Raw genomic sequence first — 15,626 nt, forward strand, 5'->3', positions numbered from 1 at the left:
ACGCGCCGACCCGGATGTCAGTCGGCCACCGGCCCGCCCCTCCGGCGCGTTCTGCGGTGCCGGGTGAGGAGCGGAAGGACGCCCAACACACCCATAACGAGTGGGGGTTCCGCAGGAACCGGCTCAACGGCCGCCGATCCTGCTGTCCGCCCCGGAAGGGAGGAGAGTGAATCGGGAACGTCGAGTTGACCGAAGTGGGAGAGCGGCCAGGCCACCACGAACGCGCGGCCGACCACGTTCTCCACCGGGATCGTCCCGGAGCCCGGATTGCCCATGTGGTAGCGGGAGTCGGCGGACAGGTCACGGTGGTCGCCCATCACCCAGAGCCGCCCCTGAGGGACCGTCACCTTGAAGGTGATCCGCGAGGGCGAGTTGCCGGCCGCGATGTACGGCTCGTCCAGCGGGGTGCCGTTCACGCTCACCCGGCCGTGCTCGTCGCAGCACTCCACGGTGTCGCCGCCGACGCCGATCACCCGCTTGATCAAGTCCCGCTCGTCGTCGGAAGGGAGCAGCCCCACCGCGGAGAACACCGACTTCACGTTCCGCAGCACGGGCCCGTCCGTGGACCGCTTGTGGTCGTTCTCCAGCCAGCCGCCCGGGTCCTTGAAGACCACCACCTCGCCGCGCTCCGGCTCGGCGCCGAACCACGGGGTCAGCTTGTCCACGACGACCCGGTCGCCGATCCGCAGGGTCTGTTCCATCGAACCGGAGGGGATCACGAACACCTGGATCAGGAACGTCTTCATCACCAGCGCGATGACCAGGGCCACCAGCACGATCACCGGCAGCTCGCGCAGGAACGAGCGTCGACTGCGGCGCGCGGCGCGCTTGGCGCTGCGGCGGCGCTCGGCGCGGCCCCGGGCGGAGCGGCCACCCGCGTCGTCCGCACCGTCCCCGCCGCCGTCCCCGCCGCTGCCCCCGGAGCGGCCGCCGACGTGCTCCTCGCCGTCCGCGTCCTCCGCTCCGTCCGCGGGGGGCGTTGCGGGGAGCAGGTACACGGACCCGGGGTCGGCGCCCGTTGCGAAGTCCGGTTCGAAACCAGGTCCGGAGCCGGACCCGGCGTCGTGCCCGGGGTCGAAGCCGGAGGCGGTGCGGGAGGTGCGGCCCGGGTCCGCGGAGTCGGACGGGCCGTCGGCGGCGGTCCTGGGTCTACCTCTGCTCCCCATGGCCACCGGTCCCCTCAATCGCGGCGAACGCCGCCGGTCGGTCGAGGGAGGTGGCCCGGCCGAGGGGGAACATCACCCAGTCGGCGCGGCCGATCACCTTGTCCTCGGGCACGGCGCCTCCGCCGGGCTCGCCGAGGTGGTCACGGGAGTCACGGGAGGCGCTGCGGTGGTCGCCCATCATCCACAACTTGCCGTCAGGAACCACGATGTCGAACGGTACCGCCGACGGGGCGTCGCCGGGGAGCAGATACGCGCTCTCGTCCAGCGGCACTCCGTTGACCTTGAGCCGGCCGTCGGTGCCGCAGCAGGTGATCCGGTCCCCGCCGACGCCGATCACCCGTTTCACGTAGACCGTGTCACCGGCCGGAGCGAGGCCCGCACCGGTCAGCAGCCGCTTCAGGCCGGACGGTTCGTCCTGGTACGGCAGGAAGGAGCCGATGCCGTCGAAGACCACCACGTCGCCCCGCTGTGGGTGCCCGCCGAAGGCGTACGCGAGCTGGTTGACCAGCACCCGGTCGCCCGGTCGCAGCGTCCCCTCCATCGAACCGGAGGGCACCGCGAACGGCCGGACCACGAAGGCGTTCACCACCAGCAGGACGACCACGCACACCGCCGCGATCCACAGCAGGTCGCGCGACCACCGCCGCCCGCCGCTGGGGTCGTCGTCAGCACCCGCCTCGCCCTCGGCGCCCCGGTCTCCCTCTACGCCGACCTCACCGTCCGGGCTCGGGCTCGGGGTGGAAACGGCGACGGTGGCAGTTCCGGGGGCTCCAGGAGCTCCGGGGGCGGAAACGGCGGCGGACCGCGACGGCGAGTCCGCACCCGTGGGTGCGGGACTGCCGTCGCGGTCCGTCGGTGGCTCGTGCGTGCTCATCGGGGGTGAGCTTATCCCCCCGGTCTACACCGGTTGGAGGGCCGACCCCGATTGAGCCTGCGCGATCACGCGTCGCGCTTCTCCTTGATCTTCGCGGCCTTGCCGCGGAGGTCGCGCAGGTAGTACAGCTTGGCGCGGCGGACCGCACCGCGGGTCACGACCTCGATCTTCTCGACGACCGGGGTGTGCACCGGGAAGGTGCGCTCGACGCCGACGTTGAAGCTGACCTTGCGGACGGTGAAGGTCTCACCGATGCCCGCACCGTGGCGGCGGATGACGACGCCCTGGAAGACCTGGACGCGCGAGCGGTTGCCTTCGATGACTCGGACGTGCACCTTGAGGGTGTCGCCGGGGCGGAAGGCGGGGATGTCGGTGCGCAGCGAGGCCGCGTCGACAGCAGCGAGCTTGTTGCTCATCGTTGCTCTCCATCGCAGGCGCCACGGGCCGCCCACGGAAGTTCGATTCGACTGGGTGGTGTTGCGGGCCGCTTCGGCTGGCGGTGATCCCCCCGTGGCGGGGGCACCGGTCCACTGGCTCCCCGTGAGGAGATCCGGGCGGCAGACAACAGTCGCCTATTGTTCCACAGGCTCGGCCACGGACCGAAATCGGCCGGCGGCCTCGTCCCAGGCCAGGCCGAGCACGCTGAGCGCCTCGCGCTCCTTCTTGGTGAACGCCTCGCGCTGCCAACGGGCCACCAGGTCGGGCCGGTTGTCCAGGGTGCGGGCGAACGCCTGCTCGCGCCGCCACTGGGCGATCTTCCCGTGGTGGCCGCTGAGCAGGATCTCCGGCACCTCCCGGCCGCGCCACTCGGCGGGCTTGGTGTACACCGGGCCCTCCAGCAGGTCGGCCATGGCACCGGGGGCGAAGGAGTCGTCGCGGTGCGACTCGGCGTTGCCCAGCACACCGGGCAGCAGCCGGGCGATCGCCTCGACCATCACCAGCACCGCGACCTCGCCGCCGGCCAGCACGTAGTCGCCGATCGAGGTCTCGACCACCGGCATCCGGGTCGCGGCCTCCTCGATGACCCGCCGGTCGATGCCCTCGTAACGGGCGGGCGCGAAGGCCAGCCAGGGGCGGGCGGCGAGTTCCTGGGCCAGTTCCTGGGTGAAGGAGCGTCCGCTGGGGGTGGGCACCACCAGGGTCGGCACCTCGCCCTCGGGCCCGGCGGCCAGCACGGCGTCCAGCGCGGCGCCCCACGGCTCCGGCTTCATCACCATGCCGGGCCCGCCGCCGTAGGGCGTGTCGTCCACGGTGCGGTGGATGTCGGTGGTCCAGGAGCGCAGGTCGTGCAGGTGCACGTCCAACTGGCCGCGGGCGCGCGCCTTGCCGACCAGCGAGACGTTCAGCGGCTCCAGGTACTCGGGGAAGATCGTGACGACGTCGATCCGCATGTCGCTCACGCGCCACCACCGTTCTCGCCCGAACCCGCGCCCGGCCCCGAACCCGCATCCGGACCCGAGCCGGCACCCGAGTCCGCGCCCTCGCCCTCGCCCGCGTCTCCGTCCGAACCCGAACCCGAACCCGCGTCCGAACCCGCACCCGCACCCGCGTCGACGGGGTCGATCAGGCCGGGCGGCGGGGTGATGACGACGCGCTGCTCGTCCAGGTCGATGGTGGGGACGATCTGCTCGACGAACGGGATCAGCACCTCGGTGCCGTCGGGGCGCTCGACGGTGAGCAGGTCCTGGTACGGGAGGTGGACCACCTCGGTGAGCTCGCCGACCGGGGTGCCGTCGGCCAGCACCACGTCCAGGCCGATGAGTTGGTGGTCGTAGTACTCGTCCGGGTCCTCGGGGGTCTCGTCCGGGTCGATCTCGGCGATCAGCATGGTGCCGCGCAGGGCCTCGGCGGCGGTGCGGTCCTTGACCCCGGCGAAGCGCAGCAGCAGGCGCCCGCTGTGCACCCGGCCGCTCTCGACGGTCAGCGGTCCGGTGGCGGCGGGGTCGGTGAGGAGGACCGCGCCGGGCCCGAGCCGCAGCTCCGGCTCGTCGGTGCGGACTTCGACGCTGACGTCCCCCCGGATGCCGTGGGCGCGGCCGATCTTGCCGACGACGAGCTGCACGGTGATCGTTCTCCTGGAAGGTGATGGAGCTGAAGGGTACTTGCGGCGGGAGGGACGGCGGTGGTCCCGGAAACGAGGAAGGACCGGCCGGGACGGATGCGTCCCGGCCGGTCCTGAGACCCGGTGGCCGACCTCGCGGTCGGCGCCCTCGGCGGTCGAGCGGAGATCAGCGGAGGCTGTCCACGTCGACCAGGTCGACCCGGACGTTGCGGCCGCCCAGGGCGCCGACCACGGTGCGCAGTGCGCGAGCCGTGCGGCCGCCCCGGCCGATCACCTTGCCGAGGTCGTCGGGGTGCACGCGCACCTCGATGGTGTGGCCGCGGCGCAGGTTGCGCGAGCGGACCTGCACCTCGTCGGGGTGCTCGACGATGCCCTTCACCAGGTGGTCGAGGGCTTCCTCGATCATGCTCAGGCCTCGGTGGAAGCGGCCTCGGCCTCGTCAGCCTTGTCCGACTTCTTGGCCTTCGGGGTGATGGCGACACCGGTGGTGGCGTCCTCGAAGCCGGCGACGGCCTTGGCGAACAGGTGCGAGAAGTCCTCGACCTTGGGCTCGGCCACCTTCAGCGGCTCCGGAGCCGGCAGGCCCTTGAACTTCTGCCAGTCGCCGGTCAGCTTGAGGATGGCGAGCACCGGCTCGGTCGGCTGGGCGCCGACGGACAGCCAGTACTGGGCGCGCTCGCCGTCGACCTCGATCTTCGAGGGGTTGTAGGTCGGCTGGTAGAGGCCGATCTCCTCGATCGCGCGGCCGTCGCGCTTGGTGCGCGAGTCGGCGACGACGATGCGGTAGTGCGGGGAGCGGATCTTGCCCAGACGCTTCAGCTTGATCTTGACAGCCACGGGTGTGGATTCTCCTGGTTTTGACGTGGGTGAGCAGCGCTCCGCCGCGTGGGGCTGCGGCGCGAGGTGCCGTTCAAGGGACACGCCAGCCGTTAGGAGAGAGGGTCCTGTCTTGGCTGCCGAGTACTCAGCCATCCATTCTGCCACACCGCAGAGGTCCCCCCGGACCGCGCCCCCGCGCGGAACGGCAGGACCTCAGGGCGTCACTCGGGTCGCGCGTCACCCGGACCGGGCGTCGTGCGTCACTCGGGCCGGGCGTCGTGCGTGATGCGGATCGTGCACCGTGCACCGTGCGTGATGCGGATCGCGCGACGGGTTCAGGCGATCTTGAACGGCTGCTGGCAGGCACCGCAGACGATCGAGGCCTGCGCCAGCACGGACGGGACGACGCGGACGTTGCGACCGCAGCCGCACACCGCCTTGACCCGGACGCCGCCGCCCGAGGAGCCGTGCCGGGCGGCGGGGCCGCGGAAGGCGCGGTGGTTGCCCTCGCCGGCGACGGCGAGCTGGTGCGCCCCGAGCGCGCGGTCGAGACGCTCGATGGTCTCGGCGTAGCGGTCACGGGTCTCGTGCCCCATCGTCACCTGGGAGAAGCCGCTGCTGGCGTGCGGCTCGACCGGGTGGGCCAGGCCCAGCTCGGAGGCGAGCAGCAGGAAGCGGCGGTTGTGGTAGCGCCCGGCCCGCGAGGTGTCGCGGATCTCCCGCGCGGCGGCCAGGCCGTGGGCGGCCTCGTGCAGCAGCCGCTCGAAGTTGAGCTGGGTGCCGCAGGCGGACGAGGACTCGCCGATCAGCGCCTCGGGCGACGCCAGGTCGGGCAGGTCCCGGTGGTGGGCCTGGATGTCGCTCCAGGCGGCGGCCAGTTCGGCCGCAAGGACGAGGGGCTGTGTCGTGCTCACGCTGTACCAACGACGGGGAGAGCGGTGGTGTTCCGGCGGACGCCTCGGTTCGGGAATTCCCAGCGGACTCTCAGAAATGCACTTCCGCGCGCGAATTGCGCGGCTCCGGACTGACGCAAGACCAACCCCCTGCACGTATGGAGCCGGCGGGTTTCGCCGGGCTCTCGGCACCCGCCGCGGAGCCCAACATCCCCACGACGGACGGCCCGCGTCCTGTCCGAAAATTGACAGGGCCACGGGCCGTACACCGTACCGCTTGTGGAGTACCTCGGGGAGTTGACTGGTGAGTAGTCTCAACTGCCAGCACACGGGCCGGGGTTCGGGAATTCACCGGAAAAGCGGCCGAGCGCGCAGTTCACGGGAGCGGGGTCGGCCGGGGCCGGTCCGCGGCCGCCCCGGGAGGGCGGCCGCGGCGGGGCTGCTCAGTAGGCGCGGGCGACCAGGGCGAGGTTGCCGGGCTGGTCGTCGGCGGCCGGCACCGAGCCGTCCTCGGCGATCAGGCAGCGCACCGAAACACCCTGCTCGGCCAACTTGGCCTCGCCCTCGGGGCCGAGGTCGGCCCAGGAGATCCGGCCCCAGCCGGTGGTGGCGGCCTCGGCGGCCTCCTCGATGGTCTTGACGTCCACGGTGCGGGCCTCGCGGCGCTCGCGGGACTCGCGCAGCAGCTGCGCCTGGTCCTCCTCCAGGATGCCGGGGACGATCGCGGCCAGGGAGTCGACCGCGACCGGCTCCTTGCCGCCGGCGATCCGGCGGACCAGCATCGCGGTGCCGGCCTCCAGGTCGCGCGGGCCGACCTCGATCCGCAGCGGGACGCCCTTGAGCTCCCAGTCCACGGCGCGGCGGCCGAACGGGGTGTCGGTGCGGTCGTCGACGACCACCCGTACGCCCGCGGCCTCCAGCTGGGCGCCGATCTCGCGGACCTTCGCCAGCACCGCGTCCTCGCCCTTGATGGCGAGCACCACGGCCTGCACGGCGGCCAGCCGCGGCGGCACCCGCAGGCCGTTGTCGTCGCCGTGGGACATGATCAGGCCGCCGACCATGCGGGTGGAGACGCCCCAGGAGGTCTGCCAGACGTGCTCGCGCTCGGCGCCCTGCAGCTGGTAGGTGGTGTTGAACGCCTTGGCGAAGTTCTGGCCCAGCTCGTGGCTGGTGCCCATCTGCAGCGCCTTGCCGTCGCCCATCATCCCTTCGAGGGTGAGGGTGTTGATGGCGCCGGCGAAGCGCTCCTTGGCGGTCTTGCGGCCGAGCACCACGTCGATGCCCAGCACGTTGGTCATGAAGTCGCCGTAGACGTCGGTGTGGATCAGCGAGGCGTACGCGCGGGCGTCCTCGTAGGTGGCGTGGGCGGTGTGGCCCTCCTGCCAGAGGAACTCGGTGGTGCGCAGGAAGACGCGCGGGCGCAGCTCCCAGCGGACCACGTTGGCCCACTGGTTGATCAGCAGGGGCAGGTCCCGGTGGCTCTGCACCCACTTGGAGAAGTACTCGTTGATGATGGTCTCGGAGGTGGGCCGGACGACGACCGGCTCCTCCAGCTCCTTGCCGCCGCCGTGGGTGACCACCGCGAGCTCGGGGGCGAAGCCCTCGACGTGCTCGGCCTCCTTGGTCAGGTAGGACTGCGGGATGAACATCGGGAAGTAGGCGTTCTGGGCGCCCGCCTTCTTGATCCGCGCGTCCATCTCCTGCTGCATCCGCTCCCACAGGCCGTAGCCGTACGGTCGGATGACCATGGTGCCGCGCACCGGACCGTTGTCGGCCAGCTCGGCCTTGTTGATGAGGTCCTGGTACCAGCGGGGGAAGTCTTCCGCCTGGGGAGTGAGAACGGGTGCCTTAGCCATGGGCCGAATGGTACGGAAAACCGGGGCCCGACCGTGAATCGGTTTCGCCCCGCCCGCGAACCCCGCCCGCAGACCCCGGACGCGAACCCCGCCCGCGAACCCGGACGCGGACCCCGCCCGCAAACCCAGGACTGCCGACCGGTCGGAACGCGCCGCGCCCGCGCACACCCCGGGGCGCACACCCGCGGCGCACGGATACCTGCTCGCACCCCTCTGGACGGCGGACGCGGCCCGCTGTTCGCTGGGAGGGGGGCCGGGGGGCCGGGCTGCGGGGACCGCAGCCGATTCCGAGGACCGAATGGGAGGCCGCGATGGCTTCAGCGCAGGTGACCGGCAGCACCGTGGACCGGGTCCGGACGGACCCCCCGGCGGGGCGCAGCGGTCGGGCGCGGGACTGGGCGGAGATCCAGGAGCGCATGCTCGTCCCCCTCTACCAGGACGTTTACCGGCGGTTGGAGGTCGGCGCGGCCACCAGTGTGCTGGGCGTCGGCTGCCGGTCGGGGCTGGCGCTGCTGCTCGCCGCGGGGCGCGGCGCGCAGGTCGCGGGGGTGGAGGCGGACGCCGGGCTGCGGGAGCTGGCGGCGGCCCGCGGGCTGCAGGTGTCGCCCGGCGGCCGGGCGGAGGCGGTCGCCCGTTCGGCGCACCCCGTCCCCCGCCCGGCGCACTCCCTGGTGACGGTTTTCGAGCAGCCGCCGGCGCCCGCGCTGGTCGCCCGGTCGGCGGAGCGCACGCTGCCGGGCGGGCACCTGGTGGTGGCCGCCTGGGGTCCGGCGGAGCGCTGCGAGAGCGCGGCGGTGCTGGAGGTGGCCCGCCGGCACGCCCCGCTGGACGCGCCGGACCCGTTCGCCGCGTCCGGCCCCGGCGCCCTGGAGTCGCTGCTGGCCGCGGCGGGGACGCGCCCGTCCGGGAGCGGCCGGGTGGCCTGCCCGTTCGCCTACGCGGGCCTGGACTCGGCGGTCCGCGGCCTGCTGTCGACCGGCCTGTTCGACCGGGCCGAGGAGGCCGCGGGAGCGGCGCTGGTGGCCAAGGAACTGGCGGAGGCGCTGCACCCGTACCTGCGCCCGGACGGTTCGGTGCGGATGGCGAACGAGTTCCGCTGGGCGGTGGGGACGAAGCCCCGCGGGTAGCGGCAGAACCCCGGGCGGGTAGCGGCAGAGCCCCCGGCGGGAACCGCCGGAACGCCGGAACGCCGGGGCGTCAGGACCGGCTGAGCCCGGCGGCGGCGTACGCGGCGTCCTCGTCGAGGGTCTCGGCCTCCAGCAGGGCGGCGGCCAGCGCGTCGAGCCGGTCGCGGTGCCGGTGCAGCAGGGCGACGGCCTCCTCCCAGCACTCGGCGACGATCCGCCGGGCCTCCTCGTCGACGGCGTCCAGCGTGGTGGGGGCGGCGGCCAGGCCGTACGGGGACTGGCTGTCGTTGGGGATGGCGGTGACCCGGCCGACCCGGTCGCTCATGCCCCAGCGGCCGGCCATCGAGCGGGCGATGGTGGTGAGTTGTTCGAGGTCGCTCTCGGCGCCGGTGGTGACCACCCCGTAGACCACCTGCTCGGCGGCCATCCCGCCGAGCGCGCCGACGATCCGGCCGCGCAGGTAGGGCTCGGTGTAGGAGTAGCGGTCGGTGTCGGGGGTGGAGAGAGTGACGCCGAGGGCGCGGCCGCGCGGCACGATGGTGACCTTGCGGACCGGGTCGGCGCCGGGTTGCAGCATGCCGAGCAGGGCGTGGCCGGATTCGTGGAAGGCGGTCCGTTCGCGTTCCTGCTGGGGCATCACCAGCGGGCGGACCGCGCCGAGCTGGACCTTCTCCAGCGCCTCGGAGAGGTCCTCCTGGCCGACCGCGTCCTGCTTGCGCTTGACGGCGAGCAGCGCGGCCTCGTTGACCAGGTTGGCCAGGTCGGCGCCGGTCATGCCGGGCGTGGTGCGGGCGACGGTGTCCAGGTCGGTGCCCTTCGCCAGCGGCACCTCGCGGGTGTGGATCCTCAGGATCTGCTCGCGGCCGGCCCGGTCGGGCGGGCTGACGGTGATCCGGCGGTCGAACCGGCCGGGGCGCAGCAGGGCCGGGTCGAGGACCTCGGCGCGGTTGGTCGCGGCGATCACGATCACGCCCTCGGAGCCGGAGAAGCCGTCCATCTCGGTGAGGATCTGGTTGAGCGTCTGCTCGCGCTCGTCGTGGCCGCCCATGCCGCCACCGCCGCCGCGCTGCCGGCCGATGGTGTCGATCTCGTCGATGAAGACGATCGCCGGGGCGACCTTGCGGGCCTCGGAGAACAGGTCGCGGACCCGGCCGGCGCCGACGCCGACGATCATCTCGATGAACTCGGACGCCGAGGCGGAGAAGAACGGCACGTCCGCCTCCCCGGCGACGGCCCGGGCCAGCAGCGTCTTGCCGGTGCCGGGCGGGCCGGAGAGCAGGACGCCGCGCGGCATCTTGGCGCCGAGCCGGCGGTACTCCTGCGGGTTCTTCAGGAAGTCGACCACCTCGCTGAGTTCGGCCTCGACCTCGTCGATGCCGGCCACGTCCTTGAAGGTGGTGCGCTTGCCCTGGCTGGTGTCCACCGGCTTCGGCGGGGCCTTGCGGCCGAGCGCGCCGGCGCCCATCCCGCCGGCCATCCGGCGGGCGATCAGCACCCAGACCCCGATCAGCAGCAGCATCGGCGCCAGCGAGATCAGCAGGTTGGCCAGGAAGCTGCGCTGCTGCACCACCGGCCGGGCGGTCACCTCGACGTTCTGCGACTGCAGGGTGCCCCACAGGTTGTCGCCCGCGAACGCCGGGCGCTGGGTGGTGAACTCCGTGTAGTCGCCCTTCCCCCCGTCCGGCTTGGGCTGCTTGTCCTTGAGGCTGCCCTCGATCGCGTCGCCCTTGGCGTAGATCTTGGTGATGTTGCCGCTGTTCAGCTGCTTGTTGAACTCGGTGTACGAGATCGTGGTCGACCCGCCGTTGCCGAAGAAGCTCAGCAGGACGTCCGAGAGCAGGAAGACCACCAGCGCGGTGAGGATCAGGCCGGTCCAGCCGCCGGGCATCTTCTTCTTCGGCGGCGGCGGGGGCGGCGCCCCTTCGGAGCGCCAGGGCTGGTCGGGGGTCTGGCGCGGCGGCACGGGGTTGCTCACCCGTCGGACAATACGGACACGGTGCCCGCCGGGCGGCGCGCAACGCCGCGACCGGGCCCGGTCGGCGCACCGGTGTCGCCGGGCCCGGTCAGCGCACCGGCGTCGGCCACTCCTCCGCGGTCAGCGCGAAGCGCTCGTGGTCGCGCCAGGCCTCCTGGAGGAACAGCATGCGCGGGGTGAGGCCCTCGTGCCGGAAGCCCAGCCGGCGGGCCATGGCGATCGACCGCTCGTTGTCCGGCTGCACGTTGATCTCCAGCCGGTGCAGCCCCAGCCCGCCCCGCTCGGCCGGGGTGAAGCAGCGCTCCACCACCAGCCGCATGCCCTCCGACATCCGGCCCGTCCCGACGAACGGCTCGTACGAGTCGTAGCCCAGCACCCCGTTGCAGAACCGCGCCATCACGATGTTCGCCACGTTGCACTTGCCGACCAGGCCGCCGGTCTCGGCGTCGACGATCAGGAACGTCCGCAGGCCCGCGCCCTGACGGCTCAGCAGGTCCGGCATGCCGTCCGGCTCCACCGGGTTCCACCGCCCGATGTGGGCGGCGGAGCGGCGCACCGCCTCGGCGTAGGGGACGACGTCATCGGGGCGGGGGGATCGGATCGTCACGCGCATACGGGACATCATGGCGCAACGGGGGGCGGGAGCAGGGGCGCGGGTGTCCCCGCGCCCCTGCCGCCTACAGCAGGTCCTTGAACTCCTTGGGGAGGTCGAAGTCGGCCGGGCCCTTGCCCGGCTGGAGGCCGAACGCGCCGCCGGGCTGGGCGCCCTGGCCGGGGCCGAGCGCCTTGCGCTCGGCGGCCGCGGCCTCCTCCTGGGCGCGCTTGAGCGGGTTGCCGCTCTTGCGCTTGCCCTTGGCGACCGGGGCCTTCTTGGCGGACTTCTTGCCGCCGCCGCCCATCCCGGGGATGCCCGGCATGCCGGGGATGCCCTTGCCGGAGGCCATCGCGGACATCATCTTGCGGGCCTCGAAGAACCGCTCGACCAGGCCGGAGACCTCGCCGACCTGGACGCCGGAGCCCTTGGCGATGCGCAGCCGGCGCGAGCCGTTGATCAGCTTCGGGTCGGAGCGCTCGGCCGGGGTCATCGACTTGATGATCGCGCCGACCCGGTTGACGTCCTTGTCGTCCAGGTTGTTGATCTGGTCGCGGATCTGGCCCATGCCGGGGAGCATGCCGAGCAGCTTGGAGATCGAGCCCATCTTCTGGACCTGCTCGAGCTGCGACAGGAAGTCGTCGAGCGTGAAGTCCTTGCCGCCGCCCTGGAGCTTGGCGGCCATCTTCTCGGCCTCGGCCTGGGAGAAGGTCTGCTCGGCCTTCTCGATCAGCGAGAGGACGTCGCCCATGCCGAGGATGCGCGAGGCCATCCGGTCGGGGTGGAAGGCGTCGAAGTCGTCGACCTTCTCGCCGTTGGAGGCGAACATGATCTGACGGCCGGTCACGTGGGCGACCGAGAGCGCGGCGCCGCCGCGGGCGTCGCCGTCGAGCTTGGAGAGCACGACGCCGGTGAAGTCGACGCCCTCGAGGAAGGCCTGGGCGGTGGTGACCGCGTCCTGGCCGACCATGGCGTCGACCACGAACAGGACCTCGTCCGGGTCGACCGCGGCGCGGATGTCGGCGGCCTGCTGCATCAGTTCGGCGTCGATGCCGAGGCGGCCGGCGGTGTCGACGATGACGACGTCGTACTGCTTCTGCTTGGCGTACTCGATGGAGTCGCGGGCGACCTGCACCGGGTCGCCGACGCCGTTGCCGGGCTGCGGGCCGTAGAAGGCGACGCCGGCCCGCTCGGCGACGACGCCGAGCTGGGTGACGGCGTTGGGGCGCTGGAGGTCGCAGGCGACCAGCAGCGGGGTGTGCTTCTGGCTCTTGAGCCAGTGGCCGAGCTTTCCGGCCAGCGTGGTCTTGCCCGCGCCCTGGAGGCCGGCCAGCATGATCACGGTCGGTCCGGTCTTGGCGAACCGCAGGCGGCGGGTCTCGCCACCGAGGATGCTGATCAGCTCCTCGTTGACGATCTTGATGATCTGCTGGGCCGGGTTCAGCGCGCCGGAGACCTCGGAGCCCAGGGCCCGGTCCTTGACCTGCTTGATGAAGGCGCGGACCACGGGGAGCGCGACGTCCGCCTCCAGCAGGGCGATCCGGATCTCGCGCGCGGTGGCGTCGATGTCCGCCTCGCTGAGACGGCCCTTGCCCCGGAGGTTCTTGAACGTCGCTGCGAGGCGGTCGGAGAGAGTGTCGAACACGTCGGTCGCGGGTCCCTTGCGGCATCGAGTACGGGTACTGTCGTCGCCCCCAAGGGTAGCCGTACCCCCGGCGGACGGTCTGCGCCCCTGCGGGAACCGGCGTTCAGCGCGCCTCCAGGGCCTTCCGGACGGCCCCGGCGACCCGTTCGGCGTGCTCCGGGTCCAGCGGTCGGCCGTCGGCCGAGGTGAGGTAGAAGGCGTCGACGGCCTCCGCGCCGAGGGTGGAGACGTGCGCGGTGCGGACCCGCACGCCGGCGCCGTCCAGGGCGAGGCCGATCCGGTGCAGCAGGCCGGGCGCGTCGTGCGCGCGGACCTCCAGCACGGTGGCCGAGCGCGAGGCGTCGTGCGGGGCGACGGCGACCACCGGCGGCGGGGTGCTGATGCCGCGGCGGCGCGGCGCGGCGGCGTCGCGCTCGGCGAGCTTGCGGGCGACGTCCAGCGAGCCGTCCAGGGCGCGGCGCAGGTCGGCCCGGAGCCGGGCGGCCTCGGGCAAGTCGCCGTACTCGGCGGCGACCGTCCAGGACAGCAGCAGGACGGGGCCGGCGCCGATCGGGTCGAGTTCGCGCAGGCCGGCCTTGCGGACGGTGAGGCGGTGAACCGCGAGCACCCCGGCGACGGTGCCGAGCAGGCCGGGGCGGTCGGGGATGGCCAGGGTGAGCTCGACGCCCATCGGCTCGCCGCCGTCCGACGGGGTCTCGGCGTGGGCGGTGAGGGCGAGCGCGGGGGCGCCGGTGCGGGCGGCCTCGACGGCGAGGCGTTCCTGGTCGGCGGTGACCTCGGCGTCGGCGGCCGGCGGGCGGGCGTCGCCGGCCAGCCGGGCGGCGGTGCGCTCGACCAGGGTGGCGACCAGCGAGGCCCGCCAACTCGACCAGGCGGCGGGGCCGGTGGCGGTGGCGTCGGCCTCGGTGAGGGCGTGCAGCAGTTCCAGGTGGGTCTGGGTGCCGACGGTCTTGGCGATCAGGTCGGCGGTGGCGGGGTCGTCGGGGTCGCGGCGGGTGGCGGTGTCGACCAGCGTCAGGTGGTGGCGCACCAGCAGCGCCAGGGTGTCGGTGTCGTGCTTGTCGAAGCCCATCCGGACCGCGACGTCGCGGACGATCACCTCGCCGGCCTCGGAGTGGTCGCCGGGCCAGCCCTTGCCGAGGTCGTGCAGCAGGGCGGCGACCAGCAGCAGGTCGGGGCGGGCGGTGCGGCGGGTCATCGCGGCGGCCCGGACGGCGGTCTCGATCAGGTGCCGGTCGACGGTCCAGCGGTGCACGGCGTTGCGCTGCGGGCGGCAGCGGACGCGTTCCCAGTCCGGCAGCATCCGGCTGATCAGCCCCTCGGCCTCCAGCGCCTCCCAGACCGGCAGGCAGGCCTCGCCGGCGCCGAGCAGGGTGACCAGCTGCTCGCGGGCCTCGTCGGGCCAGGGCACCGGCAGCGGCCCGGCCTCGGCGGCCAGCCGGCGCACGGTGGCGTAGCCGACGGCCAGTCCGGCCTGGGCGGCCGCGGCGGCGGCGCGCAGCGGCAGCACCGGGTCGGTGGCGGGCCGGGCGGCCTGGGCGAGCACCGCCTCGCCGTCCTGCTCGACCACGCCCTCGGCGAGCGGGCGGCGCTCGGGGGCGGCGGGGCCGATCGGGGCGCGCCGGGCGCCGTTGAACGGGAAGCCGAACCGGGCGGCGCGGCGCGGCGCGGGGCGGCGGCGGGCGGCGAGGACGCGGTCGACGGAGCGCCAGGTGACGTCCGAGGCGTAGGCGACGGTGCGGGCGGCCCGGTAGACCTGCCGCAGCAGGGTGTCGGCGTCGAGCACGCCGAGGCGTTCGGCGACCTGGTCCTGGTCCTGGAGGGAGAGCCGTTCGGTGGCCCGGCCGGTGGTCAGGTGCAGCGCGTCGCGGACGTCGGCGAGGGTGCGGGCGGCGGCGTCCAGGCCGTCCCGGGGGGCGTCGGCGAGCCAGGTGGCGGCCACCGCGTCGAGGGCGACCAGGTCGCGCAGGCCGCCGCGGGCCTCCTTGAGGTCGGGTTCGAGCAGGAAGGCGAGTTCGCCGTGGCGTTCGGCCCGGGACAGGCCGAGCTCCCGGAGCTCGGGGAGCCGCTGCGGGGCGGCGGCGCGCCAGTCGGCGAGGACGGCGGAGCGCAGGTCGGCGGTGAGCTGCGGGTCGCCGGCCAGGTGGCGGGCGTCGAGCAGGCCGAGCTGGGCCTTGAGGTCCTCGGCGGCGACCTCGCGGGCCTCGCCGGGGGTGCGGACGGCGTGGTCGAGGGCGACGCCGCTGTCCCAGACCGGGTACCAGATCCGTTCGGCGAGGTCGGCGGCGAGCGGGCCCTCGTGCAGCAGCAGCACGTCCAGGTCGCTGCGCGGGGAGAGCTCGGCCCGGCCGTAGCCGCCGACGGCGACCAGCGCGGTGCGGGCGGGGCCGCCGGCGGCCCGGTGCAGGGCGGCCAGCCAGTCGTCGGTGAGCCGGGCCAGGGCGGCGCGGCGCTGCGGGCCGGTGGTGTCCGGGTCGGCCAGCAGGCGGGCGCGCTCGGCGCTGTAGCCGTGCTCGGCGGGGTCGGTGCTGCTCACGTCTGCTCCCGGTGCGTACTGGTGCCGGATGCGCCTTCGGCGGACCTGCCGCACGGGCAGGTCCGCCAGGAGGGTCCTCAG

At 73.6% G+C, this 15,626-nt stretch carries 14 protein-coding genes; 1 reads left to right on the forward strand and 13 read right to left on the reverse strand.

The window, feature by feature from the left end; all coding sequences use genetic code 11:
• Positions 1-17 precede the first annotated feature (17 nt).
• The 9 genes from lepB (EDD39_RS00165) to proS form a co-directional block, all read right to left on the reverse strand.
• Positions 18-1,166: a signal peptidase I gene (gene lepB, locus EDD39_RS00165; RefSeq protein ID WP_244256544.1), complete on the reverse strand. Its 1,149-nt coding sequence runs from the start codon at positions 1,164-1,166 to the stop codon at positions 18-20.
• Positions 1,150-2,040 (reverse strand): signal peptidase I, encoded by an 891-nt coding sequence (gene lepB, locus EDD39_RS00170; protein ID WP_123552644.1) that lies wholly within the window; start codon positions 2,038-2,040, stop codon positions 1,150-1,152. Before lepB (EDD39_RS00170) ends, lepB (EDD39_RS00165) begins: the two co-directional genes overlap by 17 nt.
• Positions 2,041-2,105: 65 nt before the next feature.
• Complete coding sequence (gene rplS / locus EDD39_RS00175; protein ID WP_030458810.1) at positions 2,106-2,456, reverse strand: 50S ribosomal protein L19; 351 nt, start codon at positions 2,454-2,456, stop codon at positions 2,106-2,108.
• Positions 2,457-2,612: 156 nt separating this feature from the next.
• Positions 2,613-3,431, reverse strand: a complete 819-nt coding sequence (gene trmD / locus EDD39_RS00180) for a tRNA (guanosine(37)-N1)-methyltransferase TrmD (protein WP_123559999.1) — start codon at positions 3,429-3,431, stop codon at positions 2,613-2,615.
• A gap of 5 nt (positions 3,432-3,436) precedes the next feature.
• Positions 3,437-4,102, reverse strand: coding sequence for a ribosome maturation factor RimM (gene rimM, locus EDD39_RS00185; protein ID WP_123552646.1), 666 nt, complete (start codon positions 4,100-4,102; stop codon positions 3,437-3,439).
• Positions 4,103-4,268: 166 nt separating this feature from the next.
• The gene (locus tag EDD39_RS00190) at positions 4,269-4,508 is read right to left on the reverse strand and encodes an RNA-binding protein (RefSeq protein ID WP_014138265.1); all 240 of its coding nucleotides are present in this window, start codon (positions 4,506-4,508) and stop codon (positions 4,269-4,271) included.
• A 2-nt stretch (positions 4,509-4,510) separates the two neighbouring features.
• Positions 4,511-4,939, reverse strand: coding sequence for a 30S ribosomal protein S16 (gene rpsP / locus EDD39_RS00195; protein ID WP_030458814.1), 429 nt, complete (start codon positions 4,937-4,939; stop codon positions 4,511-4,513).
• A 317-nt stretch (positions 4,940-5,256) separates the two neighbouring features.
• Entirely contained in the window at positions 5,257-5,835 is a 579-nt protein-coding gene (locus tag EDD39_RS00200) for a hypothetical protein (RefSeq protein ID WP_030458815.1), read from the reverse strand.
• 422 nt (positions 5,836-6,257) lie between these two features.
• A complete protein-coding gene (gene proS, locus EDD39_RS00205; protein WP_123552648.1) occupies positions 6,258-7,670 on the reverse strand; it encodes a proline--tRNA ligase in 1,413 nt (470 codons plus the stop codon).
• A gap of 311 nt (positions 7,671-7,981) precedes the next feature.
• Between proS and EDD39_RS00210 the strand changes: the two genes are divergently transcribed.
• On the forward strand, positions 7,982-8,797 hold the full coding sequence (locus tag EDD39_RS00210) for a class I SAM-dependent methyltransferase (RefSeq protein WP_123552650.1): 816 nt from the start codon (positions 7,982-7,984) through the stop codon (positions 8,795-8,797).
• A gap of 70 nt (positions 8,798-8,867) precedes the next feature.
• Here the strand turns inward: EDD39_RS00210 and ftsH are convergent, their stop codons facing one another.
• The 4 genes from ftsH to EDD39_RS00230 form a co-directional block, all read right to left on the reverse strand.
• Positions 8,868-10,772 carry an ATP-dependent zinc metalloprotease FtsH gene (gene ftsH, locus EDD39_RS00215; RefSeq protein WP_123552652.1) on the reverse strand — a complete coding sequence of 635 codons (1,905 nt, stop codon included), beginning with the start codon at positions 10,770-10,772 and terminating at the stop codon, positions 8,868-8,870.
• An 88-nt stretch (positions 10,773-10,860) separates the two neighbouring features.
• Positions 10,861-11,385 carry a GNAT family N-acetyltransferase gene (locus EDD39_RS00220; protein WP_244256545.1) on the reverse strand — a complete coding sequence of 175 codons (525 nt, stop codon included), beginning with the start codon at positions 11,383-11,385 and terminating at the stop codon, positions 10,861-10,863.
• 64 nt (positions 11,386-11,449) lie between these two features.
• Positions 11,450-13,009 carry a signal recognition particle protein gene (gene ffh, locus EDD39_RS00225; protein WP_030458820.1) on the reverse strand — a complete coding sequence of 520 codons (1,560 nt, stop codon included), beginning with the start codon at positions 13,007-13,009 and terminating at the stop codon, positions 11,450-11,452.
• A gap of 103 nt (positions 13,010-13,112) precedes the next feature.
• Positions 13,113-15,545 (reverse strand): [protein-PII] uridylyltransferase, encoded by a 2,433-nt coding sequence (locus EDD39_RS00230; protein WP_123552657.1) that lies wholly within the window; start codon positions 15,543-15,545, stop codon positions 13,113-13,115.
• Positions 15,546-15,626 lie beyond the last annotated feature (81 nt).

The sequence above is a fragment of the Kitasatospora cineracea genome (assembly GCF_003751605.1).
GTDB lineage: Bacteria > Actinomycetota > Actinomycetes > Streptomycetales > Streptomycetaceae > Kitasatospora > Kitasatospora cineracea.